This window comes from Edwardsiella sp. A.80236 (assembly GCF_044540725.1).
Classification (GTDB): domain Bacteria; phylum Pseudomonadota; class Gammaproteobacteria; order Enterobacterales; family Enterobacteriaceae; genus Edwardsiella; species Edwardsiella tarda.
This window is the reverse complement of the sequence record NZ_JBIUCY010000010.1, coordinates 111,676-136,277: the sequence shown is the minus strand read 5'-3', so window position 1 is coordinate 136,277 and position 24,602 is coordinate 111,676. Positions and strand designations below refer to the sequence as shown.

Below are 24,602 nucleotides of genomic sequence, written 5' to 3'. Positions count from 1 at the left end.
ATATACATTGGCTTAAAAAGCAAATAAAACATATTAAAAATAGAATATAACGACAGAAACATTATTAAGATCACGTTTTGCTATTTTTTCCCGCCTTAAAAAGGATAAAACACCCAACCACATCAATTTTCCACTACTTCAATATGGGTATAATTTTCGAATTCGAACTTAAAAAACACAACCATTCCCATGCTTCATTAAAGACGGCGACCACCCATGTGCTACCTTTCTTTAATATGCAGTCTGGAATGGTTCTTTGTTTTTAAATGTTACTTTACCATTGAACACCCGGAGGAATGCAGTGCAAACCTTTAACGCAGACCTTGCCATCGTCGGGGCTGGGGGTGCTGGCTTACGAGCAGCGATTGCCGCCGCCGAGGCCAACCCTCAACTGAAGATTGCCTTAATCTCAAAAGTCTACCCGATGCGCAGCCATACTGTGGCGGCGGAAGGCGGTTCCGCGGCCGTCACTCAGGCTCATGACTCTTTCGATTTCCACTTCCATGACACCGTTGCCGGTGGTGACTGGTTGTGTGAGCAGGATGTCGTCGACCACTTCGTGCATAACTGCCCGCGTGAAATGACCCAGTTGGAACTGTGGGGCTGCCCGTGGAGCCGTAAGCCTGACGGTTCGGTCAACGTCCGTCGTTTCGGCGGGATGAAGATCGAGCGCACCTGGTTTGCCGCGGATAAGACCGGCTTCCACATGCTGCACACGCTGTTCCAAACCTCACTGAAATACCCGCAGATCCAGCGTTTCGACGAGCACTTCGTGCTGGATATCCTGGTAGATGAAGGGCAAGCTCGCGGCCTCGTCGCCATCAACATGATGGAAGGCACCATGGTGCAGATCCGCGCCAATGCGGTCGTTCTCGCCACCGGCGGTGCTGGACGCGTCTACCGTTACAACACCAACGGCGGTATCGTGACCGGCGACGGGATGGGGATGGCATTCAAGCACGGTGTTCCGTTGCGTGATATGGAATTCGTGCAGTATCACCCGACCGGCCTACCGGGCTCAGGTATCCTGATGACTGAAGGCTGCCGCGGTGAAGGCGGTATCTTGGTGAACAAAGACGGCTACCGTTACCTGCAGGACTACGGTCTCGGGCCGGAAACGCCGCTGGGCGAGCCGAAGAACAAATACATGGAACTGGGTCCGCGCGACAAAGTTTCTCAAGCCTTCTGGCACGAATGGCGTGCAGGCCGCACCATCTCTACCCCGCGTGGCGATGTGGTGTACCTCGACCTGCGTCACCTCGGCGCCAAAAAGCTGCACGAGCGTCTGCCGTTCATCTGTGAACTGGCCAAGGCCTACGTCGGCGTCGATCCGGTCAACGAACCGATCCCGGTACGCCCGACCGCACACTACACCATGGGTGGTATCGAAACCGATCAGCACTGTGAGACCCGCATCAAGGGCCTGTTCGCCGTCGGCGAATGCTCCTCTGTCGGTCTGCACGGGGCTAACCGTCTCGGCTCTAACTCCCTGGCTGAACTGGTCGTCTTCGGCCGTGTCGCCGGTGAAAGCGCCATGCAGCACGCACTCCAGGCCACTCCGGCCAACGGCGCTGCACTGGATGCACAGGTGAAAGACATCGAGGGCAACCTCAAGGCGCTGGTTAACCAGGAAGGTAACGAAAACTGGGCGACCCTGCGTGATGAGATGGGTGTCTCAATGGAAGAGGGTTGCGGTATCTACCGTACCACCGACCTGATGCAGAAGACGGTCGATAAGCTGGCCGAGCTGAAAGAACGCTTCAAACGCGTCAAGATCACCGATACCTCCAGCGTATTCAACACCGAACTGCTGTATGCCATTGAGCTGGAGCATGGTTTGAACGTCGCCGAGTGTATGGCTCACTCCGCCATCAACCGTCGCGAATCCCGTGGTGCCCATCAGCGTCTGGATGAAGGCTGTACCGCACGTGATGATGTGAACTTCCTGAAACACACGCTGACCTACTTCAACGAAAGTGGCGCGCCGCGCATTGAATACAGCGATGTGAAGATCACCAAACTGCCGCCGGCCCAACGTGTATACGGTGCCGCCGCAGAAGCTCAGGAAGCGCAGAAGAAAGAGGAAAAAGCGAATGGCTGAGATGAAAAACCTGAAAATGGAAGTCATGCGCTACAATCCGGAACAGGATGCTGAGCCGCATTTCGCGACCTATGACGTACCGTATGACGAAACCACTTCCCTGCTGGATGCCCTGCTGTATGTGAAGGACAATCTGGCGCCGGACCTCTCCTTCCGTTGGTCCTGCCGTATGGCTATCTGCGGCTCCTGCGGGATGATGGTCGATAACGTGCCGAAGTTGGCCTGTAAGACCTTCCTGCGCGACTACCCGAACGGGATGCGCATCGAAGCGTTGGCCAACTTCCCGGTCGAGCGCGATCTGGTGGTCGATATGACCCACTTTATCGAGAGCCTGGAAGCGATCAAGCCGTATGTCATCGGTAACGATCGTAAACCGGAAGAAGGGACTAACAAGCAGACACCGGCAGAGATGGAGAAATACCATCAGTTCTCCGGCTGCATCAACTGTGGTCTGTGCTATGCCGCCTGCCCGCAGTTCGGCCTGAACCCGGAGTTCATCGGTCCGGCCGCGATCACCCTGGCTCACCGCTACAACCTGGACAACCGTGACCACGGTAAGAAAGAGCGTATGCCGGTGCTGAACACCCAAAACGGTGTTTGGAGCTGTACCTTCGTCGGTTATTGCTCAGAAGTTTGCCCGAAACACGTGGATCCGGCTGCGGCTATCCAGCAGGGCAAGGTAGAAAGTGCCAAAGACTTCATGATCGCAATGCTGAAACCGCAATAAGGGAGACTCGATTGCAATGACGACTTCAACCAAACGCAAACCCTATGTGCGGGGTATGTCATCTAACTGGTGGCAAAAGCTAGGTTTCTATAAGTTCTACATGCTGCGCGAGAGTTCAGCGTTGGAGAACGTCTGGTTCAGCATCGTGCTGATCTATGGCGTCTTCTCGCTGAAAGACGGGGCCGCTGGCTGGGAAAGCTTTGTCGCTTTCCTGCAAAACCCGCTGGTACTGGTCCTGAATATCATCTCCCTGCTGCTGGCCGTGCTGCATACCAAGACCTGGTTTGAGCTGGCGCCGAAAGCGGCCAACATCGTGGTCAACGATGAGAAGATGGGTCCGGCACCGATCATTAAGGCGCTGTGGGCTGTCACCATCGTCGCAACCGTGGTGGTTCTGGGCCTGGCCCTGCTGTAACCGAGGAGAAAGCAGATGAACAATAAAGTGTACAAACGTTCTGACGAGCCGGTTTTCTGGGGCCTGTTTGGCGCTGGCGGCATGTGGGGAGCCATCTTTGCCCCGGCCGTGATCCTGATCGTCGGTATCCTGTTGCCGCTGGGCATGTTCCCGGATGCGCTGACCTTCGAACGCGCACTGAGCTTCAGCCAGAGCATCATCGGCCGCATCTTCTGGCTGCTGATGATCATCCTGCCGCTGTGGTGTGGTCTGCACCGTCTGCATCATATGATGCATGACCTGAAGATCCACGTCCCGGCCGGTAGCTGGGTATTCTATGGCTTGGCCGCGATTCTGAGCGTTGTGGCGCTGATCGGGATCTTTACCCTGTAATCCGCCCTCGCACAGTAAAAGCCTCCTACGGGAGGCTTTTTTTATGGCTTGCGATCAGAGGCTACTCAGCTTCAGGCCCACGATACCCGCGACGATCAGGGCCAAGCTCAACAGACGCAACAGGCTGGCCGGCTCACCCAGTAGGATGATGCCCATTATCGCCGCGCCAACGGCGCCGATGCCGGTCCAGACTGCATAGGCGGTACCGGCGGGTAAGGTTTTCATCGCATGTGCCAATAGCAATACGCTGGCTACCATCGCCACCAAAGTAATGAGGCTGGGCCACAGACGGGTAAATCCATGGGAAGACTTCAGGCTGATAGCCCAGACGACCTCTAAGAGGCCTGCGATCAACAACACAATCCACGACATGATAGGGTCCAACGCGTGACAGGGGCGTCCCTGAGAGGAATGGCCTGCACGGGACGTCCCGTGACAGGAGGAGCCGTAGCGGCCCCGCGAGCCTTGTCACCCTACCTCGCGCACAAGATAAAACCAAGCACCAGCAGGTGACCAGCGAAAAAAAACCGCGCTTAGCGCGGTTTTTATCGTGACGATGACTTACTTCACGCGGGAGACGTATTCGCCGGAGCGGGTGTCAACCTTGATCACTTCACCGATCTGAACGAACAACGGCACCTTCACTACTGCGCCAGTGGTCAGGGTGGCCGGCTTACCGCCAGTACCGGCGGTATCACCCTTCAGGCCCGGATCGGTATCCACGATCTCCAGTTCAACGAAGTTCGGCGGAGTAACGGCGATCGGCTGGCCGTTCCACAGGGTCACTACGCACTCAGCCTGATCCAGCAACCACTTGGCATTGTCGCCAACGGCTTTGGCGTCAGCAGCCAGCTGTTCGAAGGTATCGTTGTTCATGAAGTGCCAGAACTCACCGTCGTTGTACAGGTAAGTCAGGTTCACATCCATCACGTCAGCGCCTTCGGCGCTATCGGTGGACTTGAAGGTCTTCTCAATCAGCTTGCCAGTCAGCAGACGGCGCAGCTTAACGCGTGCAAAGGCCTGGCCCTTACCCGGTTTGACGAACTCACTAGATTCGACGGCGTAAGGTTCGCCATCCATCATGATTTTAAGACCGGAGCGGAAATCGTTGCTAGAATACGTTGCCATAAAGGCCCTCTGAATAATTTACTTGGTAGCTTAGCCAAAAAAATGGCACATATTGTAACCCAAAAAGGGCAGCCGAGAGAAGATTGGCTGCAACAACTTGCCGACGTTGTCACCGACCCCGCCGACTTACTGGCTCAACTGAGCCTCGCCGACCATCCCGAATGGCGTGCGGGCTGTGAGGCACGCCGCCTGTTTCCTTTGCGGGTACCACGTGCCTTCATTCGTCGGATGCGCCCCGGCGATCCCCAAGACCCCCTATTGCGCCAGGTGATGAGTGATGCCGCCGAGTTTATCGAAACGCCCGGCTTCTCCACCGATCCCCTAGAAGAGCAGCATAGCGTAGTACCCGGCCTGCTGCATAAATACCAGAACCGCGCGCTGTTGCTGGTCAAGGGGGGCTGCGCCGTCAACTGTCGCTACTGCTTCCGCCGCCACTTCCCCTACCAAGAGAATCAGGGGACCCGCGCCAACTGGCAGCGTGCGCTCGAGTACCTCCGCGAACACCCAGAGTTAGATGAGATCATCTTTTCCGGCGGTGACCCACTGATGGCGAAGGATCACGAGCTCGACTGGCTATTCAGCCAACTGGAGTCGTTACCACACCTTAAGCGCCTACGCATCCATAGTCGCCTACCGGTGGTGATCCCGGCGCGTATCACCGAGACACTATGCCAACGTATGGCCGAGTCCCGTCTGCAGATGCTACTGGTCACCCACATCAATCACGCTAATGAGATCGATGAGGCGCTCAGCGCCGCCATGCAACGGCTAAAACAGGCCGGGGTGACCTTGTTGAATCAGAGCGTGCTGTTGCGTGGTGTCAATGATAATGCCGATACCCTGGCCGCGCTGAGCAATGCGCTGTTCGACGCCGGTATTCTCCCCTACTACCTGCACGTACTGGATAGAGTTCAGGGCGGAGCCCACTTTATGGTGCCGGACGACGAAGCACGTGTTCTGATGCATGGACTCTTGGCCCGGGTATCTGGCTATCTAGTTCCACGCCTGACGCGTGAGATCGGCGGTGAACCGAGCAAAACCCAACTTGATCTGCACCTGCGTCAACGCTAACGCTTCGTTATCGCCTCCAGCATAACGCACCAACGCGTTACTCTATGATGTAGCCCGCCCCACCCTGTGCGGGCTACTCGTCCGCCTCTTCTCGCCTTGATCCGCCAAACCTCAACAAACACTAAACTCAATCCATTAAGTTGCCAATCTCACTATAAATTTTAACTTCTATTTAAATTGAAGCGATCCAGCTACGTGCATTAACCAGTCATTTACGTTATAACCACATTGCAGTAAATCATCATACCAATAATAGTAACTTGAGTTAGATAGGGAAATTTATGCCTGCTTACCTACCATTCCTACTGGGGATCTTGCCGCTCGTCGTCATGATTATCCTGATCCTCAAAGTCAAAACCCCCATTCATTACGCCGTGTTACTCACCTTGGCGCTGACGCTAGCGGTCACCGGGCTGTATTGGCATACGCCATTACAAACGCTCGGCTCGGCATTGATCTATGGAGCATTAAAGGGATTGTGGCCGATCATCATCGTGATCCTCGGCGCCATCTACAGCTATAACCTGATGCTGAAGACCGGCAGTATGGATGTCCTACGCGATGTACTCGCCACCGTCAGCGACGATAAACGCATTCAAGTGTTACTGATCGCGTGGTGCTTCGGCGGTTTCCTCGAGGCTGCTGCGGGCTATGGCACCGCCGTCGCTATTCCTATCGGTATCCTGATCGCTCTGGGTTTTAACCCACTCAAGGCCGCCATCGCCTCCCTAGTCGCCAACACTGTTCCCACCGCTTTCGGCGCCGTCGGAATCCCCGTGTCGATCCTGGCCGAGCAAGTCAATCTGCCCGTCACCGCCCTCAGCGGTACCATCATCGCCCAGTTGGCGTTATTTAATATCCTGCTGCCCTTCGTCATCGTCGCCATCATCGGCGGTGGAGTCAAAGCGCTGCGTGGCATGGTCGGCCTGACGCTGATGTGCGGTATCGCGACCTTGATCCCACAGTATCTGGTGGCCATCAAACTGGGCGCCGAACTTCCCGCCTTCGCCGGTAGCCTGGTCAGCCTGATCGTCGTTACCCTGATGGCGAAAGCCCGGCGTACGGCAACTGCCGACGAGTACCGCATCGACGGCGCTCATCTGTCAGGGAGTCGCCGTTACTCCGCCGCACAGCTACTGCGTGCCTGCGCCATCTATGTCCTGATCTTTATCTTCATTCTGCTCTGTTCGCCGTTGTTCCCAACCCTGCGCGCAACCGTCGCCCAGGTCGCTAGCGTAATCACCTTCCCGCTCGCCGATGGCCATGCATTGCGCCTGAAGATCGACTGGATCGCGACCCCTGGCGTACTGATCATTATCGCAACCCTGATCGGTGGCCTCATTCAAGGGGCGACCTTCAGCCAGATGATCCGTGTCTTCGCCGCCACCGTACGGCAACTAAAGAACTCGATCATCGCCATCTGCGCCATCGTCGCCATGGCGACCGTCATGGACGTCAGCGGCCTGATCGCCACCTTGGCGCAGACCCTGGTTGACGTCACCGGCGGCGGCTACCTGTTCATCGCCCCGATCATCGGTGCCCTGGGGACCTTCGTCACCGGTAGCGACACCAATTCCAACGTGCTGTTCGGCAAACTGCAAACCATGGCGGCTGAGCGGCTACACGTCGATCCGTTATGGCTGGCGGCGGCCAACACCTCCGGTGCAACGGGCGGCAAGATGATCTCGCCGCAGAGCATCGCCATCGCCGTCTCGGCCACCCGAATGGAGGGGCAAGGCAGCGCCATCATGTCTGGCACCCTGAAATATTGCTGCGCCTATATCGTGATCCTCGGGTTGAAGGTCGGTCTGGTTTACTACCTTTTCATGGCTTAATTGATTGAATTTAAATGTTTTACTATTACACAATGGAGAGCCTTCGTCGTGAACGTTAACTTCTTTGTCACCTGTCTAGGCGATGTCCTCAAGTCGCGCATGGCGCGCGACTCGGTACTACTGCTGGAGCAGCTGGGTTGTACGGTGCATTTCCCCGAAAAACAGGGATGTTGTGGGCAACCTGCCATCAACGGCGGTTATGTCGCCGACGCCATTCCCGGAATGAAAAACCTGATCCGCGCGCTGGAGGAAAATGACGATCCGATCATCTCGCCGGCGGGTTCGTGCACCTATGCCGTCAAGAGCTATCCTACCTACCTGAGTGCCGAGCCCGACTGGGCGCTGCGGGCCGAACGGGTCGCCAATCGGATGGTGGATCTGACCTCTTTTATCGTCAATACATTGGGCGTTAAGGATGTGGGCGCGCGCCTGCCTGGGCGGGCGGTCTATCACCCCTCCTGTAGCCTGCTACGCAAGATGAAGGTTCGCGATGAGCCGCTGATCCTGCTCAATCATGTACAAGGATTGGAGCTACAACCCTTTGCCGATGCCGAGACCTGCTGTGGCTTTGGCGGCACCTTCTCCGTGAAGATGGCCGAAATCTCCGGCGAAATGGTGAAGGAAAAGGTCGGCCATATGATGGAGGTCCAGCCGGACTACCTGATCGGCGCGGACATCAGTTGCCTGATCAATATTGGCGGCCGCATGCAGCGTGAAGGGGTACCGGTCAAAGTGATGCATATCGCCGAAGTCTTGATGTGCCGTTAAGGAGGATGCTATGTCGCTACAAACCAGCGAAATGAAGTTTAAGGAGCGCATCCGAGTCCAATTGGACGATAGCGTGATGCGCAAAGCCGTGGCTAATGCCCAGGAGCGCATTGGCGCCAACCGGCAGAAGATGGTGGATGAACTCGGCCACTGGGAAGCGTGGCGTGACCGCGCCGAACAGATCCGTGACCATGTCCTGGATAATCTCGATGCCTACCTGTATCAGCTGTCGGAGAAAATCGAGGCCAACGGCGGTCACGTCTACTTCGCCAAGACGAAAGAGGAGGCCACACGCTACATCCTGCAGGTCGCTCAAGCCAAAAACGCCAAGAAAGTGGTCAAGGCCAAGTCGATGGTCACCGAAGAGATCGGCATGAACCATGTCCTACAAGAGGCGGGTATTCAGGTCGTGGAAACCGATCTCGGTGAGTATATTCTCCAGCTCGATCAGGATCCGCCCTCTCATGTGGTGGTACCCGCGATCCACAAGGATCGTAATCAAATCCGGCGAGTATTGCATGAGACGCTGGGTTACGACGGGCCGGAGACCCCGGAAGCCATGACGCTGTTCATCCGCCAGAAGATCCGCCAAGATTTCCTCAGCGCCGAGATCGGCGTCACTGGCTGCAACTTCGCCGTCGCCGAAACGGGATCGGTCTGCCTGGTAACCAACGAGGGGAATGCCAGGATGTGTACCACCTTGCCCCCCACCCATATCGCCGTGATGGGGATGGAGCGCATCGCCCCCACCTTCGAAGAGGTGGATGTGTTGATCACCCTGCTGGCACGCAGCGCGGTCGGTGCCCGGTTGACCGGTTATAATACCTGGTTGACTGGGCCGCGCCTGGCCGATGAGCTCGACGGCCCGCAAGAGTTTCATCTGGTGATCGTCGACAATGGCCGTTCGGCGGTACTCGCCTCTCCCTTCCGCTCGGTACTACGCTGCATCCGCTGCGGCGCCTGCATGAACACCTGCCCGGCCTATCGTCACATCGGTGGGCACGGCTACGGATCGATCTACCCCGGCCCGATCGGGGCGGTGATCTCGCCGTTGCTCGGCGGCTATGCCGCCTTTAAGGATTTACCCTACGCCTGCTCGCTATGCACCGCCTGCGACAGTGTCTGCCCGGTGAAGATCCCGCTCTCTCAACTGATCCTACGCCACCGCCGCACGATGGTAGAGGCGGGACTCCCCCCACGCGCCGAGCAACGCGCAACCCGGTTGTTCACTTATGCCAATAGTCATCCCGCCATCTGGAAAGTGGGGATGATCGCCGGCGCACATGCCGCCCGCTGGTTTATCAAGGGCGGAAAGGCGCCGATCAACGTCGGCGCGCTGGCCGAATGGACCGAGGCGCGCGATCTACCGCAAGCCGATGGTGAGAGCTTCCGCAGTTGGTTTAAACAGCACCAGGCGCAGGAGAAGAAATGATGAATAACCGCGATGCATTCCTGGCAAACATCGCTAGCCAGCTCGGACGTGAGGTGCGCCATACCCCGCTAGCATGCCCACAACCGATCAACGACTATGCCCAGACTCGCCTGACAGAGTTGAGCCTGCAGCAGCGCTGTGATGCCTTTATCGATGTCGCCAGCAACGTCATGCTGGCGCACTGTGAGCGTTGTAGCGTAGCCGAGGCCCCTCAGGCTGCGCTACGCCTCTGTGAACGTTATGGCCGCTCGCCGACTATCGTCAGCGGCGATGAGCGCCTGGCTCAGTTGGGGATCAGCGAGCTGCTGGTGCGCGAGTGCCCCGCGACGCTCTGGGACCCGAGCAACGGGGAGGCGAATCTCCATCTGGCGGAGCAGGCCAAAGTCGGCGTCGTCTTCGCCGAATACGGCCTGGCCGAGTCGGGTGGTGTCGTGCTGTTCTCCTCCGCCCAACGTGGACGCGCCCTTAGCCTGCTACCGGAATCCTCGATCTTTGTCCTACGCCAGAGCACCATCCTGCCACGCGTCGCGCAGCTGGCTAGCCAGTTACACCAACAGGCGCTACGCGGAGAGCGCATGCCGTCGTGTATCAACCTAATCGGTGGCCCTAGCTCCACCGCCGATATCGAGCTGATTAAGGTGGTCGGCGTACATGGCCCCATCCATGCCGCCTACCTGATCATCGACGACTGCTAGCCGCCTCTCAGCCATGGGGCCATGGCATGACGCCCCCGCCCGCAGGGCGTTATACCTCCCATAAAAAAGCCGCAGCCCTCGGGGCTGCGGCTTAAACCATTCGTTCTACTCGGTCACTCAGTTCGGGCACTTATAGACTTGACCGCTCATCTTACTATCCAGCGGTGCGAAGCTGGACCAAAAACCTTCGCTCGGGCTAACGGCGCCGTAGACGACATTCCCGCCCATCGCGGCGGCTTTGTTACGCAGATCGTTAGCGGCGGCACGCATGGAGCTCGTTTCGCCACCCTGACCGGACAACCAGTTACTCTGCGTCCCCGTGGCCTCGCCCAGCAGTTGGCATTCGGCTCCCGGCTTAGTATCAGTAAATTTCACCTGCTGGCCGGCGGAAGACAGCTGAGTCATGGAACTGCACCCAGCCAGCAGCATGACGGCTGCCAGACCCAGTAACCCTTTAATCCGCATCTTATTCCCCATTTGATGTGTAAATGTTATCCGAATAATACCAGAATCCATTGCCAACACTTAATGAATGTGTTGCGCGGCTACGCTGGTGGGCTTAAGACACCCCTAGGGATCCCGGTATGCTTTTGCATAGTAGAGTATTCCCACGCGCTTAAGCCACAATGATATGACAAAATTTCGTGTCATATCATACGCCAGATAGAAAAAACCCCCGCAAAGCGGGGGTCTTCGGTCGACGGAGTCGGTTAGGGGGATGTCGGGTAGCGAGAGCACATTGCTGTGCCCCCGCCCCCTAAGAACCGTACGTGCAAGTTTCCCCGCATACGGCTCAAGCCTTTATAAGTCCATGCCAAGGCATGGACCGGTTTTATCACCCTTTTGGCGGGAATGGATCGTTTCCGTATGAGTTCTTCTCACGGATCTGTCCATTAGTTCGATGGATTACCACTTCACTCTTCTGATTCGTCGCTATCCCCTTAGCAGCAGCTATAGCTTCTGCTTGAGTTCTATGATGTGACGTATCTTTTGAGTTCCCTGCACCATGCACAGCCCAGCCTTCACCTCTTGGTACTACATGTTGATTTTTCCCTGCCATCGATCACCTCCTTACAGTGTTATGACATTGTATACATTAACAAGTCTGATAAAACAATGTCAATATATATGGCAAGCAATAAACAAAAGACACAACATATAGTGCCAGTCATTGTTCAGGCCGAGTGTATTTGCCGGTGACAATTCGGGTGCAACATCATCAAGTTTCCAGCCTCCTCCCCACCGCCATCTGTCTTGCGGATGATATGGTGGATATCCCAGTCCTCATCATCTTTGAACATTTGGCCGCAGGTCAGACATCTGTGGTTTTGGCGTTCCCAGATCAACCGTAATTTGCCGCGCTGTAGTTTGTTCTCCTTCCAGAGCTTGACTTGCCTCTGCTCGAAATACAGCTCGTCGTCACGATCGAAGGGATTAGCCTCCGCCCTGATCTTGATGTGCCGCTTGATCGGGGTCTCTTTGCTCTTAAGCAGCCGAACTGGCCTGCCCTCAGCATCGGGACACTGGAATACCCAGTGCTCACCGCCCACCGACTGAAAGTATTTCTCCTTCACCCAGCGTTTATTGCGGTTCTGGTGCCTGCGACAGCACCAGCGCCAGAGTAATTTCCAGACCCGGTAGTCCACATAGCCGAAGGTCTCCTTAGCGACGACATGACGGTGATAGTTGGCCCAACCCCGAATAACCGGGTTGAGCAACCGGATCAACACGTCCTGTTTGACCATCAGATTGCCCCTGACTATTGCTCGAATCTTCTGGAGGTGTGTACGCAAGTTCTTTTTACTCGGCTTGATCAACATCTTGCCGTGATACTTGCGTAGGTTTTGCCCCAGGAAATCGAAACCGTCCGTGATGTGCGTGATCACCGTTTTCTCCGGTGACAGCGCCAGCCCTCGCTCAGCCATAAAGGCCTCGACGAGAGGTTTGACCTCATCTTCCAGCAGCTCTTGTGAGATACCGGTGATAATGAAATCATCAGCGTAACGCACATAATTGACCTTAGTCTTGTAACTGGCCTTGGTGTTCTTACGCCCAAAATGAGCTTCGAGCACCGCATCCAGTCCATCCAACGCTAGATTGGCCAACACCGGTGAGATGATCCCCCCTTGCGGGGTTCCTGCCTCAGTCGGGAACAGACGGCTGGACTCCATAAATCCCGCCTTCAGCCACTTTCCGAGCACCTGTTTATCCAACGGTATGTTGGCAAGTAACCAATCGTGGCTGATGTTGTCAAAGCACCCCTTAATATCGCCCTCCAACACCCACTCGGCCGAGTTACCTCGGCTGAGATTGACGAAGCACTGCTCAATCGCATCTGCCGTCGAGCGCATGGAGCGAAAGCCATAGCTGTTGCGATCTGCGGTAGTCTCCGACACTGGTTCGAGTGCCAGCAGGTAGAGTGCCTGCATCGCCCGATCCAGCATGGTCGGTATCCCCAAAGGACGGCGTTTACCATTGGCCTTGGGGATGTAGACCCGACGTAACGGCTTGGGCCGGTAGCCCGTGCGCGTCAGCCTGCCTATCGCTCGCCATTTGGCTTCTGGAGTACTCCACAACTCCCTATCTACACCAGGCGTTTTCTTGCCCCGGTTTTCGGTGACTCGTTTCACTGCCAATGCCTTGGCCGCAAACGAGCGAGTCAGCATCCGTTGCAAGGCTTTCACCTTGCGCCAGCGCCGCTCTTTAGTCGCCTTCGCGATCCGTACCTGTAGCCCCCGAACCTGTCGCGTCACACGATACCAGTCGATGGTATGCCAGCTCAGCGGATGGTCGGAGAATGCAGGTACTGTGATTGCCGTACTCATCTTGCTACTCTCCTCAGTGCTTTGTTGAGAAAGCCCCGAGCAGGTAACAGACGGATCATCCCCTTGCGGGAGTGATGTCTGCTCCCGCAAGGGTTCGGGCGAAACGGCTATCACCGTTTCACCCACCTTCATCTCACTGTGAGCGCTTTACACGCCTTCACACGATTAAAGACCAGTTGGAAGTGAGCCCCGTTTCCGGTGGAGGGACCTTTAACCCCCTATCCACCCCATTACAGGGTGGCCTTCGCTTTTTCCAACCTCCTATACCCGCACCCTCAACAGTCCTCCTTGCGGATCGCCTGCCCCGCCGAAGCGGGCAAAGATACGGGTTTTCCGAGTTCCGTGCCGATGACACGAGTCACTTAGGTCCTGCCAATACACCGAAGGCGTGACGGCAACGTATCCCCAGATGTAAAAGGGATAGCCAGCCTTATACCTTTTGGTCAGAGCGCGCCAGTAGCTTGCGCTCATTGCGGCTGACGGTGCTTGTTAGCAGTTCACGTAATGTTGACCATATGACTCAGCCTAGCCTCTCATTCACCTGCTACTGGTGAAATCGCCGGGTGACCTCGCGGTCATGTCGGCCCCTCGCAGGGGAGTACATTGTCAGGAAGCTTCGCACCCCACCGTTACCGGCGGCGCACTATCCCTAGGCTACTGTTGGTTGCACAACAGGTTCCGCTCGGACAGACCGCGATGGCTACGACCATCAATGGCTACCGTGGAACAATCATCAGACACAGCTTCGCACCGGCAGGTGCTCAAGCTTTTGATAGATACGAGTATTCCCGTTACCTCGCTGCCCCACAAAGGAACAACTTCAACGTGTATCGTACGCTTACGCGGGGATACAGGCTTGCGCCCATACCGGAAATCGGACTCCATACGGAGACCGATATTCGGGCTTGGGACAAGCCCGAATATCGGGTTTTATCAAATGCTATTTCGGCGGGAGAATAGTGACCACCACTGTAATAAGTTAGTGATCACTATGGACGTAGCCCGCTCGGCTAGCTACCTACGCGACTCTCGTCGCACTACATCATACCGCCCATGCCGCCCATGCCACCCATGCCGGCAGCGCCCAGATCAGCCTTCTCTTCCTTCGGCAGATCGGTCACCATGCACTCGGTGGTGATCATCAGACCCGCAACGGAAGAAGCGTACTGCAGCGCAGAACGGGTTACCTTGGTCGGATCCAGGATACCCATCTCGATCATGTCGCCATACTGTTCGGTCGCCGCGTTGTAACCGTAGTTACCTTCGCCGGCTTTCACGTTGTTGGTAACCACGGACGGTTCTTCACCGGCGTTAGCCACGATCTGACGCAGCGGAGCTTCCATCGCGCGCAGCGCAACCTTGATACCGACGTTTTGCTCTTCGTTGATGCCTTTCAGATCAACCAGTTTAGCGGCTACACGTACCAGGGCAACACCGCCGCCAGCTACCACGCCTTCTTCCACCGCAGCACGGGTTGCGTGCAGGGCATCTTCTACGCGGGCTTTCTTCTCTTTCATTTCAACTTCAGTTGCTGCGCCAACCTTGATGACGGCAACACCGCCAGCCAGTTTAGCCACACGCTCCTGCAGTTTTTCACGATCGTAATCAGAGGTCGCTTCTTCGATCTGCTGACGGATCTGAGCGACACGGCCCTGGATAGCGGCCTCTTCGCCCACGCCATCGATGATGGTGGTGGTGTCTTTGTTGATCACGATACGTTTAGCCTGACCCAGATCTTCCAGGGTCGCTTTTTCCAGCTCCATACCGATCTCTTCAGAGATCACGGTACCGGCGGTCAGGGTAGCGATATCCTGCAGCATCGCCTTACGACGATCGCCGAAGCCCGGTGCTTTCACCGCAGCCACTTTCACGATACCACGCATGTTGTTGACCACCAGGGTCGCCAGCGCTTCGCCTTCTACGTCTTCGGCGATGATCAGCAGCGGCTTACCGGCTTTCGCGACGGCTTCCAGCACCGGCAGCATTTCGCGGATGTTGGAGATCTTCTTGTCAGCCAGCAGGATGAACGGGCTTTCCAGTTCTACGGCGCCAGTTTCCGGCTTGTTGATGAAGTACGGAGAGAGGTAGCCGCGATCGAACTGCATACCTTCAACCACATCCAGCTCGTCTTGCAGACCGGTGCCTTCTTCAACGGTGATAACGCCTTCTTTACCAACTTTTTCCATCGCTTCAGCGATCAGCTGGCCAACGGTATCATCGGCGTTAGCGGAGATGGTGCCAACCTGAGCGATAGCTTTAGAGTCGGAGCACGGTACAGACAGCGCTTTCAGCTCTTCAACGGCAGCGGTAACCGCTTTGTCGATACCGCGCTTCAGATCCATCGGGTTCATACCGGCGGCAACAGCCTTCAGACCTTCGTTAACGATGGCTTGTGCCAATACGGTTGCGGTGGTGGTGCCGTCACCGGCGGCGTCGTTAGCCTTGGAGGCAACTTCTTTCACCATCTGGGCACCCATGTTCTCGAACTTGTCTTCCAGCTCGATCTCACGCGCAACGGATACGCCGTCTTTGGTGATAGTCGGAGAGCCGAAGGACTTGTCCAGAACCACGTTACGACCTTTCGGCCCCAGGGTGACCTTCACTGCGTCTGCCAGTACGTTTACGCCACGCAGCATTTTTACGCGGGCGTCGTTACCAAATTTTACGTCTTTAGCTGCCATTATCTTTGTCCCTTAAATTCGTTCAAATTGGATATTGCGAGCGCTTGCCAATGCGGCGATTACGCCTCGACGATGGCCAGAATGTCACTTTCGGACATGATCAACACTTCTTCATTGTCGATCTTCTCGGCCTTCACGCCATAACCATCGTTGAAAATCACGGTATCACCGACCTTCACGTCCAGTGGCTTCACATCGCCATTCTCGAGAATGCGACCATGGCCCACGGCGATCACTTCACCGCGCGTGGATTTGCCCGCTGCGGAACCGGTCAGGACAATACCGCCAGCTGACTTAGATTCGACTTCTTTACGCTTGACGATCACACGGTCGTGCAATGGACGAATTTTCATTGATAGCTCTCCTTTGAGAAAGTCCATATCGTTTTAGGGTTGAAAGCCGGGCACGGGTATTTACACCGTGTTCCGGACTCATGTCTTGCTAGATTGGGGCGCCGTTTTCCACCTTCAAGGGGGCCACGACAAAAAAATTCGCTTTTTTTTAACCTGCAAAGGTCAAAGATGCAACCGGGACGTGATAGTGGCCTGCCTCGACGACAGGCCATAGAAAAAGAGAAGAGCGAGAAGCTAACGAGTATGCCTGCCGCGGGTTACTTATGATCCAGATGGCGATGCTCGTCATCCTTGCGCTCGAACTCACCGTCGAAGGTCTGCCCCCCACCACCGCCACCAAAACCGCCGCCCCCCTCGCCCGGGCCACCACCACGGTAGAAGCGGAAATAAGGAAGCAGTTTCAATGCCAGATGCTTCTGCACTGGTGGCAACATCAACAGTAGACCGAGGAAGTCGGTAAAGAACCCAGGGACGATCAATAGCAGGCCCGCCATCACCAGCGACACACTCTTGATCATCTCGGCGGCAGGACTCTCACCCTGCGCCAGCTTCTGCTGGATCTGTATCAGGGTTTTCATACCTTGATTTCGCACCAACGAGGCGCCGAGACATGAAGTCAGGATCACCAACAAAAGCGTCAACGCGACCCCTAAAACAGCCGCGACTTTGATGAAGATCGATATTTCTATATAGACATATAAAAATATCAGGATGAAAGGCAACCAGCGCAAAGGATGTCTCCTAATTAAACGACTGTTTCACTATCTACACGAATGTAAATAAAAAACGACTACTTTAAAAATAAAATTATATTGGCGTCAAAAAAAGCGTCAATATAATTTGTATGATGTTATTTTCATCACCAGATAACCCCTACCTCGTGCGGGTTATTTACATTAACTGTGAGTATTATCACAGATATGATAATCAAAGGGATAAGATACACCATATAGTGATCTAGGTTCATACTTTTCCCTCCCGGCAGCATATGATCGTGTCCATAAAAGAGAGAACGGTGAATTCTCTCTGTTGTTCCTTAAAGAAAATTAATTTATTAGCTAATTTACTATTCGGCATCAATGAAAGAAGGTTCTCATGTCAAATAACATCCGTATTGAAGAAGATCTATTAGGCACCCGTGAAGTTCCTGCTGACGCTTATTATGGCGTCCACACCCTGCGTGCGATGGAAAACTTCTATATCAGCAACAACAAAATCAGCGATATTCCTGAATTTGTTCGTGGCATGGTAATGGTTAAAAAAGCGGCGGCCATGGCTAACCGTGAACTGCAAACCATTCCGCGTAAAATTGCTGACACCATCATCCTGGCCTGCGATGAAGTCCTGAATAATGGCAAGTGCATGGATCAGTTCCCGGTAGACGTTTTCCAGGGCGGCGCCGGTACCTCTGTCAACATGAACACCAACGAAGTACTGGCTAACATCGGCCTGGAGCTGATGGGTCACAAGAAAGGTGAATACCAGTACCTGAACCCGAACGACCATCTGAACAAGTGCCAGTCCACCAACGACGCTTACCCGACCGGTTTCCGTATCGCCGTTTACGCTTCCATCATGAAGCTGATCGATGCGATCACTAACCTGCGCGAAGGTGTTGACCGTAAGGCTGAAGAGTTCAAAAACATCCTGAAAATGGGCCGTACTCAGCTGCAAGACGCTGTGCCGATGACCCTGGGCCAGGAATTCCACGCATTCAGCGTACTGCTGAACGAAGAAGTGAAAAACCTGCATCGTACCGCTGAGCTGCTGCTGGAAATCAACCTGGGCGCTACCGCGATCGGTACCGGTCTGAACACCCCGGAAGGCTACCAGAAACTGGCTGTACAGAAACTGGCTGAAGTGAGCGGTCTGGCATGTGTACCGGCCGAAGACCTGATCGAAGCCACCTCTGACTGTGGTTCTTACGTCATGGTTCACGGCGCGCTGAAGCGTACCGCGGTCAAACTGTCTAAGATCTGTAACGACCTGCGTCTGCTCTCCTCTGGTCCGCGCGCTGGCCTGAACGAAATCAACCTGCCGGAACTGCAGGCTGGCTCTTCCATCATGCCGGCTAAAGTTAACCCGGTTGTGCCGGAAGTCGTTAACCAGCTGTGCTTCAAAGTCATCGGTAACGATACCTGTGTTACCATGGCCGCTGAAGCCGGTCAGCTGCAGCTGAACGTTATGGAGCCGGTTATCGGCCAGGCGATGTTCGAATCCATCTCTCTGCTGACCAACGGTTGCTACAACCTGCGTGAGAAATGCATCGACGGCATCACTGCCAACAAAGAAACTTGCGAAAAATTCGTCTTCAACTCTATCGGTATCGTTACCTACCTGAACCCGTTCATCGGTCACCACAACGGCGACATCGTTGGTAAGATCTGTGCCGAAACCGGTAAGAGCGTACGCGAAGTCGTGCTGGAACGCGGCCTGCTGACCGAAGCGCAGCTGGACGACATCTTCTCTGTTGAGAACCTGATGCACCCGGCATACAAAGCTAAGCGCTACACCGACGAAAGCGAAAAATAATTAACGCATCGCTTATTGTAGGCACGTCTGGTCCCCTGGTCAGTCGTGCCTTTTTATTGTTATTGTAGAGAAAAAATAAGAATTATTATCATTACACTTTAAGGAGAAACACTATGCTAGTCCTAGAACTGGTGATTGTTCTGCTGGCGATTTTCTTGGGGGCCAGACTGGGCGGGATCGGGATCGGCTTCGCCGGCGGTCTCGGGGTATTAGTACTCGCCGCCATCGGCGTTGCCCCGGGTAAAATTCCGTTCGACGTTATTTCCATCATCATGGCCGTTATCGCCGCCATCTCCGCCATGCAAGTGGCCGGTGGTATGGACTACCTGGTCCATCAGACCGAAAAAGTTCTGCGTAAGAACCCGAAACACATCACCATCCTGGCGCCGATCGTTACCTACCTGCTGACCATCTTCGCCGGTACTGGTAACATCTCTCTGTCTGCCCTGCCGGTTATCGCCGAAGTGGCCAAAGAGCAAGGCATCAAACCGTGCCGCCCGCTGTCTACCGCTGTGGTATCCGCTCAGATCGCCATTACCGCTTCACCGATCTCCGCCGCCGTGGTGTATATGTCTTCCGTAATGGAAGGGCATGGCGTTAGCTACCTGCATCTGCTGATGGTCGTTCTGCCGTCCACCTTCCTGGCCGTGCTGGTGATGTCCCTGATCATCTCTTGGTGCTTCGACTCCAAACTGTCTAACGACCCGATCTACCGCAAGCGTCTGGAAGAAGGTCTGATCACGCTGCGTGGCGACAAGCAGGTTGAGATCAAGAAAGGGGCTCAGGCTTCTGTCTGGATGTTCCTGCTGGGTGTTATCGCCGTAGTGATTTATGCCATCGTCAACAGCCCAAGCCTGGGTCTGGTGGAAAAACCGCTGATGAACACCACCAACGCCATCCTGATCATCATGCTGAGCGTGGCAACCCTGACCACCATCATCTGCCGCGTCGATACCGATAACGTACTGAACTCCAGCACCTTCAAGGCCGGTATGAGCGCCTGTATCTGTATCCTGGGTGTGGCTTGGCTGGGCGATACCTTCGTTTCCGCCAACATCGATTGGATCAAAGAGACTGCTGGTACCGTTATCCAGAACCACCCGTGGTTGCTGGCGGTGATCTTCTTCTTTGCCTCCGCGCTGCTGTACTCTCAGGCTGCTACCGCTAAGGCGTTGATGCCGATGGCTCTGGCACTGAACGTCTCTCCGCTGACCGCCGTTGCCTCTTTCGCCGCCGTATCCGGCCTGTTCATCCTGCCGACCTACCCGACTCTGGTCGCTGCCGTGCAGATGGATGACACCGGTACCACTCGCATCGGTAAACTGGTCTTCAACCACCCGTTCTTTATCCCGGGCACCCTGGGTGTTGCCCTGTCAGTCTGCTTCGGCTTCCTGCTGGGCAGCGTGATGCTGTAATTACTCGCTACATCACGTTAACGGGGCGCGCTGCGCCCCGTTGTCATTTTAGCCCCTGACAAGCCCGCCCCCCTCACGGTATAGTGTCGAAATCGTCACCAACACCGGCAATGCCACGAGGTTCGTTATGTCCCAGACCGTAACTCCCCTTACCGCCTCGGCGGTGGTTCCCGCTGAGCATAGCGATGCTATCGTGCTACTCAGCACCGCGCCGGATGAAGCCTGCGCTCAGGAGTTAGCCGCTAATCTCCTTGGGGAGAAGTTAGCTGCCTGTGTCACTATCCTGCCCGGCGCCACCTCGATGTACCACTGGGAGGGAAAGCTCGAACAGGAGTACGAGGTACAGATGATCATCAAGAGCGAACGGCGTCACCAGCAAGCCTTGCTCGCCTTTCTGAAACACCATCACCCCTACCAAACGCCGGAGCTGCTGGTCATCCCGGTATTGGCGGGAGACCAAGACTATCTATTATGGCTCAACGCATCCTTGCGCTGATCGCGCTGTTTATCACGACCCTACTGCCTGCCCAAGCATCTCTATTTGGCGGGCAACCGCGCTTTGTTCCGGTGGATCAAGCCTTCGCCTTTGATTTTCAACAACAGGGCGCGCGCCTGACCCTGCATTGGCAGATTCAGCCCGGCTATTACCTCTACCGTCAACAGATCCACATTACGCCCCATCAGGCCCAACTGGGTGCCTGGCAATTACCCGCCGGTACCCCGCATCACGACGAGTTTCAGGGGGAGACCGCCATCTTCCGCGATCGCCTCGATCTCACCGTGCCGCTGCTGAGCGCCACATCCGGTGCCGAGATCAGCGTCACTTACCAAGGGTGCGCCGCCGCTGGCTTCTGTTACCCACCAGAGACACGGCGCATCCCACTCAGCGCGATAAACGCCACTCCCGCCTCCGCGGCGTCGGATACGGCAGCCGCCACCACGGGTCAGGAGGCGGCGGCGACCCCGAGTGTACCGACATTACCTTTCCCGGCGCTGTGGGCGCTGCTGATCGGCATCGGCATCGCCTTCACCCCCTGTGTATTACCGATGTACCCGCTAATCTCGGCGCTGATCCTCGGGCAGAAACAGCGTCACAGTTGGGGACACACCGCCCTGCTGGCACTGGTGTATGTGCAGGGTATGGCCATCACCTATACCCTACTCGGGATGATCGTCGCAGCGGCGGGGCTCCAGTTCCAAGCCGCCTTCCAGCACCCCTATGTACTGGTTGGCTTGTCACTCCTGTTCATTGTGCTGGCCCTCTCGATGTTCGGTGCCTTCACCCTGCAACTGCCTTCGGCCATACAGACACGCCTGACGCTCTGGAGTAACCGCCAACGCGCCGGCTCGCTGTTCGGTGTCTTCGTCATGGGCGCCTTAGCTGGCCTAATCTGCTCTCCCTGCACCACCGCACCGCTCAGCGCTATCCTGCTGTACATCGCTCAGAGCGGTAACCTCTGGGTCGGCGGAGGCACACTCTATCTGTATGCCTTGGGCATGGGGATCCCGCTCATCGCGCTTACCCTGTTTGGCAACCGTCTACTGCCGCGTAGCGGACCATGGATGCAACATGTCAAAGAGGGATTTGGCTTCGTCATCTTGGCCTTGCCCGTCTTCCTGCTGGAGCGCGTGTTGGGCGATGCCTGGGGAGTTCGGCTATGGAGCTTGCTCGGCGTCGCCTTCTTGCTGTGGGGCTTCACCCTGACGTTACACAGTCAGCGACGAGGGACTCGCCTAGGACAAATCCTCCTGCTTGGCGCCGCCCTGATCGCAGCCCGGCCCTTACAAGAGTGGGCCTTCACCACCCCGCAACAGAATGTGGACGCGGCCTCGCCAGCCTTGACATTTCAAGCCATCGATAGCCCGGAACAGCTGGCGACCGCCCTGGCTCACGCCAAGGCGAAGGGACAACCGGTAATGCTGGACTTCTATGCTGACTGGTGTAGCGCGTGTAAGGAGTTCGAAAAGTACACTTTCAGCGATGATGCGGTACGTAAGCAACTCGCCGGTACCCTATTATTGCAGGCGAATGTGACCGCTAACACGGCGCAGCATAATGCGCTGTTACAACAGCTCAATGTGTTAGGGCTGCCCTCGATCCTATTTTTTGCCGCCGATGGACAACCGCTGGATCAGGCTCGCGTGACCGGCTTTATGGACGCCGCACGCTTCCTCAGCCACTTGCAGCAATTGCCGCACGCACAGTCAGACTCAGACGCGGCGCAATAATGGAGGTGATGATGCAACGGGAAATGATCTTGACGCAGGTGCTACACCGCTTGGAGCAGCGGGGGCTGGCAGACGCCAAGTTAGCGAATCTGATCGATCAGGCGACGCTCTCCCGAGAGCAGGCCCGGCGTTACTGGCCCGATGATGAGGCGCTGCTGTACGACTGCCTGCGTTTTCACGGCCAGCAGATCGATGCCTGGCGGCGACAGATCGCCTTGGATGAACAGCTTAGCAATGATGACAAGATCCTGGCACGTTATCCCGTGCTGGCGGAGCATGCCGAACAGGGCCGTTTCCCTGGCTGCCTATTTATCGCCGCCTGTATCCATTATCCACACCGTGATCATCCTATCCATCAACTGGCCACCTGGCAAAAACAGGCCTCGTTCGACTTTACCCTGCAGCTATTACGGGAGAATGATATCGACGATGCCACCTTGGTCGCCCAGCAAATCGAATTGGTGCAGGAGGGTTGCCTGAGCCGACTGCTGCTCAGCCGCCAACGACAGGATATCGACATCGCCCGCCAGCTAGCGCAGGACATCCTACACATCGCCCACTGCCGCCGGCACGATGCGCTCGGTTAACGACGCATAAAAAAGCCACCTCCCAGGGGAGGTGGCCTACACAACACGCGATTGAGGTACGATGAGGATCAGTTAGCGTTCACCAGCGTAACGCTATCGGTCACAATCCCCTCTTCGGCGCCCTTCAGCGCCAAGTTAGCCTCATAGTATTTACCCGCCTTCAGCAGCGCTTGTGCATGAGTAACGGCCTGACGAGTCTGTTTCAACGGCATCAGATACTGGGTCTCGGTAATGCCGACCCCGGCTAGACGTAGCGCTTCCAACGCCCCTTTACGATCCCCCTTACTCAGCTTCTCGTTAGCCTTCGCGATCGCTTTCTGTTTCTCCGGCGTCGCCACGAAGTCTTCAGACAACGCGATGGAGGCATTGATAATCACATAATTATCACCGGCTAACGGCGCCTTCTTATCACTCTTAATAAAGGATTTCCAATCGGTGCTGTCATCGGCCAATAGACCCGCAGCTTGATTGGTCAGCTTGGTCGCAACATCCGGGTAACCACGGAACAACGCCACACGTGCATACTGCATGTCACGCATCGCCGTGAAGCCCTGTTGTGCCACTTTCGCCACATCCTGCACCTGCTGGGCGGACAGACCTGCTGCCGCCGAGGTAGCGCTCGCCGGTGCGGCGGGTGCGGCATCGGCCGCCCAGGTAAAGGTTGAAAACATCGCCAGAGAAAGTGCTGTTGCTGTCAAAATACGTTTCATAATCTTGGCCCGTTTATCCCATACTGGTTAAATCGTTCGTTACAGCGGAGGATGTCCAACGCTTTCCTCCCGCTGACCCATTTAGTTATAGGCCCCAGAGGGATCATGTCAATTCCACTGCCAACGGCAGCGCTAAACGGCAAAAAAACGCCACACTCTCCGTTTTGTTGGGCTGACAAGGTCGCGGTGAAATTTAATCTTCATTACATTGACTGCTAACCCATTATTTTTAAATTGGTTATTTATTTCTAGATTTAACGAGATACCATTCTCAGCCATCTCTAGCCTCCGGCATGGCGCACATCATCCTGCCCAAGGTTAATAACCGCGCGACGGCACACATGTCCTAATCTCAGTACCTAACACCATCCCGTCACCGCCATCAACCCGCTCCGGCCATGCTCAGGACGCGCCGCTGGTGCTTTTCTCTCCACCCGAACCGCATGGTCGATAAAATCGTTGACGCGCCGGACGCAATACGGTTTAATGCGCCTCGTTGCCCGGATAGCTCAGTCGGTAGAGCAGGGGATTGAAAATCCCCGTGTCCTTGGTTCGATTCCGAGTCCGGGCACCACTTATTCAGAAAACCCTGCCTTATGGCGGGGCTTTTGCTTTTATACGTTAAGCTACTCTTTCTCTTCTCTGCTCGATAAGCCCCATGCCGCTTATCATTTCAGCGTGCCGTCCCACTCTTATGCATCGTCATCGCGTGTAGATTGATGGGAT

Annotated in this window: 23 protein-coding genes and 1 tRNA gene; 15 read left to right on the top strand and 9 right to left on the bottom strand. The window is 55.7% G+C overall.

Going from position 1 to position 24,602, the window contains the following annotated elements; all coding sequences use genetic code 11:
• Positions 1 to 301: 301 nt before the first annotated feature.
• From frdA to frdD, 4 genes are read left to right on the top strand one after another with little or no spacing between them, the layout of a single operon-like run.
• Positions 302 to 2,101 carry a fumarate reductase (quinol) flavoprotein subunit gene (gene frdA, locus ACEQFP_RS10430; RefSeq protein ID WP_035607185.1) on the top strand — a complete coding sequence of 600 codons (1,800 nt, stop codon included), beginning with the start codon at positions 302 to 304 and terminating at the stop codon, positions 2,099 to 2,101.
• Entirely contained in the window at positions 2,094 to 2,828 is a 735-nt protein-coding gene (locus ACEQFP_RS10425; RefSeq protein WP_005281129.1) for a succinate dehydrogenase/fumarate reductase iron-sulfur subunit, read from the top strand. Before frdA ends, ACEQFP_RS10425 begins: the two co-directional genes overlap by 8 nt.
• Positions 2,829 to 2,844: 16 nt before the next feature.
• Positions 2,845 to 3,243, top strand: coding sequence for a fumarate reductase subunit FrdC (gene frdC / locus ACEQFP_RS10420; RefSeq protein ID WP_005296021.1), 399 nt, complete (start codon positions 2,845 to 2,847; stop codon positions 3,241 to 3,243).
• Positions 3,244 to 3,258: 15 nt separating this feature from the next.
• Entirely contained in the window at positions 3,259 to 3,615 is a 357-nt protein-coding gene (frdD, locus tag ACEQFP_RS10415; protein ID WP_005281123.1) for a fumarate reductase subunit FrdD, read from the top strand.
• A gap of 54 nt (positions 3,616 to 3,669) precedes the next feature.
• On the opposite strand, the gene sugE is transcribed toward frdD, so the two are convergent.
• Together sugE and efp are read right to left on the bottom strand one after the other, a co-directional pair.
• A complete protein-coding gene (gene sugE, locus ACEQFP_RS10410) occupies positions 3,670 to 3,987 on the bottom strand; it encodes a quaternary ammonium compound efflux SMR transporter SugE (protein WP_035599398.1) in 318 nt (105 codons plus the stop codon).
• A gap of 189 nt (positions 3,988 to 4,176) precedes the next feature.
• Entirely contained in the window at positions 4,177 to 4,743 is a 567-nt protein-coding gene (gene efp / locus ACEQFP_RS10405) for an elongation factor P (protein ID WP_005281117.1), read from the bottom strand.
• Positions 4,744 to 4,785: 42 nt separating this feature from the next.
• Between efp and epmB the strand changes: the two genes are divergently transcribed.
• The 5 genes from epmB (at position 4,786) to ACEQFP_RS10380 (ending at position 10,544) form a co-directional block, all read left to right on the top strand.
• Entirely contained in the window at positions 4,786 to 5,814 is a 1,029-nt protein-coding gene (epmB, locus tag ACEQFP_RS10400) for an EF-P beta-lysylation protein EpmB (protein WP_370547014.1), read from the top strand.
• Between the two features lie 281 nt (positions 5,815 to 6,095).
• Positions 6,096 to 7,649, top strand: a complete 1,554-nt coding sequence (locus tag ACEQFP_RS10395; RefSeq protein WP_047060560.1) for an L-lactate permease — start codon at positions 6,096 to 6,098, stop codon at positions 7,647 to 7,649.
• A gap of 48 nt (positions 7,650 to 7,697) precedes the next feature.
• The gene (locus ACEQFP_RS10390; RefSeq protein ID WP_005296026.1) at positions 7,698 to 8,417 is read left to right on the top strand and encodes a (Fe-S)-binding protein; all 720 of its coding nucleotides are present in this window, start codon (positions 7,698 to 7,700) and stop codon (positions 8,415 to 8,417) included.
• Between the two features lie 10 nt (positions 8,418 to 8,427).
• The gene (locus tag ACEQFP_RS10385) at positions 8,428 to 9,849 is read left to right on the top strand and encodes a LutB/LldF family L-lactate oxidation iron-sulfur protein (protein ID WP_005281107.1); all 1,422 of its coding nucleotides are present in this window, start codon (positions 8,428 to 8,430) and stop codon (positions 9,847 to 9,849) included.
• Positions 9,849 to 10,544, top strand: coding sequence for a lactate utilization protein C (locus ACEQFP_RS10380; protein WP_370547567.1), 696 nt, complete (start codon positions 9,849 to 9,851; stop codon positions 10,542 to 10,544). Before ACEQFP_RS10385 ends, ACEQFP_RS10380 begins: the two co-directional genes overlap by 1 nt.
• A gap of 117 nt (positions 10,545 to 10,661) precedes the next feature.
• Here ACEQFP_RS10380 and ACEQFP_RS10375 read toward each other — a convergent pair whose 3' ends face one another.
• From ACEQFP_RS10375 to ACEQFP_RS10350, 6 genes are all read right to left on the bottom strand, one after another.
• Complete coding sequence (locus ACEQFP_RS10375) at positions 10,662 to 11,009, bottom strand: DUF4156 domain-containing protein (protein ID WP_005296029.1); 348 nt, start codon at positions 11,007 to 11,009, stop codon at positions 10,662 to 10,664.
• Positions 11,010 to 11,379: 370 nt separating this feature from the next.
• On the bottom strand, positions 11,380 to 11,604 hold the full coding sequence (locus tag ACEQFP_RS10370; RefSeq protein WP_265879328.1) for a DUF2188 domain-containing protein: 225 nt from the start codon (positions 11,602 to 11,604) through the stop codon (positions 11,380 to 11,382).
• Between the two features lie 115 nt (positions 11,605 to 11,719).
• Positions 11,720 to 13,369 carry a group II intron reverse transcriptase/maturase gene (gene ltrA / locus ACEQFP_RS10365; protein ID WP_265879330.1) on the bottom strand — a complete coding sequence of 550 codons (1,650 nt, stop codon included), beginning with the start codon at positions 13,367 to 13,369 and terminating at the stop codon, positions 11,720 to 11,722.
• 1,037 nt (positions 13,370 to 14,406) lie between these two features.
• Positions 14,407 to 16,050, bottom strand: a complete 1,644-nt coding sequence (gene groL, locus ACEQFP_RS10360; RefSeq protein WP_035600100.1) for a chaperonin GroEL — start codon at positions 16,048 to 16,050, stop codon at positions 14,407 to 14,409.
• A gap of 59 nt (positions 16,051 to 16,109) precedes the next feature.
• Positions 16,110 to 16,403: a co-chaperone GroES gene (locus tag ACEQFP_RS10355; protein ID WP_005296032.1), complete on the bottom strand. Its 294-nt coding sequence runs from the start codon at positions 16,401 to 16,403 to the stop codon at positions 16,110 to 16,112.
• 257 nt (positions 16,404 to 16,660) lie between these two features.
• Positions 16,661 to 17,134 (bottom strand): FxsA family protein, encoded by a 474-nt coding sequence (locus ACEQFP_RS10350; protein ID WP_396464315.1) that lies wholly within the window; start codon positions 17,132 to 17,134, stop codon positions 16,661 to 16,663.
• 364 nt (positions 17,135 to 17,498) lie between these two features.
• On the opposite strand from ACEQFP_RS10350, the gene aspA reads away from it, so the two are divergent.
• From aspA to ACEQFP_RS10325, 5 genes are all read left to right on the top strand, one after another.
• Complete coding sequence (aspA, locus tag ACEQFP_RS10345) at positions 17,499 to 18,935, top strand: aspartate ammonia-lyase (protein WP_005281088.1); 1,437 nt, start codon at positions 17,499 to 17,501, stop codon at positions 18,933 to 18,935.
• A 113-nt stretch (positions 18,936 to 19,048) separates the two neighbouring features.
• On the top strand, positions 19,049 to 20,350 hold the full coding sequence (locus ACEQFP_RS10340) for an anaerobic C4-dicarboxylate transporter (RefSeq protein WP_005281085.1): 1,302 nt from the start codon (positions 19,049 to 19,051) through the stop codon (positions 20,348 to 20,350).
• A gap of 127 nt (positions 20,351 to 20,477) precedes the next feature.
• Entirely contained in the window at positions 20,478 to 20,846 is a 369-nt protein-coding gene (gene cutA, locus ACEQFP_RS10335; RefSeq protein ID WP_005281083.1) for a divalent cation tolerance protein CutA, read from the top strand.
• Positions 20,822 to 22,579, top strand: a complete 1,758-nt coding sequence (locus ACEQFP_RS10330; RefSeq protein WP_370547016.1) for a protein-disulfide reductase DsbD — start codon at positions 20,822 to 20,824, stop codon at positions 22,577 to 22,579. Before cutA ends, ACEQFP_RS10330 begins: the two co-directional genes overlap by 25 nt.
• An 11-nt stretch (positions 22,580 to 22,590) precedes the next feature.
• Positions 22,591 to 23,166 (top strand): transcriptional regulator, encoded by a 576-nt coding sequence (locus ACEQFP_RS10325; RefSeq protein WP_035600112.1) that lies wholly within the window; start codon positions 22,591 to 22,593, stop codon positions 23,164 to 23,166.
• 68 nt (positions 23,167 to 23,234) lie between these two features.
• Here ACEQFP_RS10325 and ACEQFP_RS10320 read toward each other — a convergent pair whose 3' ends face one another.
• Positions 23,235 to 23,876, bottom strand: a complete 642-nt coding sequence (locus ACEQFP_RS10320; protein ID WP_035600106.1) for a YfdX family protein — start codon at positions 23,874 to 23,876, stop codon at positions 23,235 to 23,237.
• A 498-nt stretch (positions 23,877 to 24,374) separates the two neighbouring features.
• On the opposite strand from ACEQFP_RS10320, the gene ACEQFP_RS10315 reads away from it, so the two are divergent.
• A tRNA-Phe gene (locus tag ACEQFP_RS10315) sits at positions 24,375 to 24,450 on the top strand.
• The last annotated feature ends 152 nt before the right edge of the window (positions 24,451 to 24,602 follow it).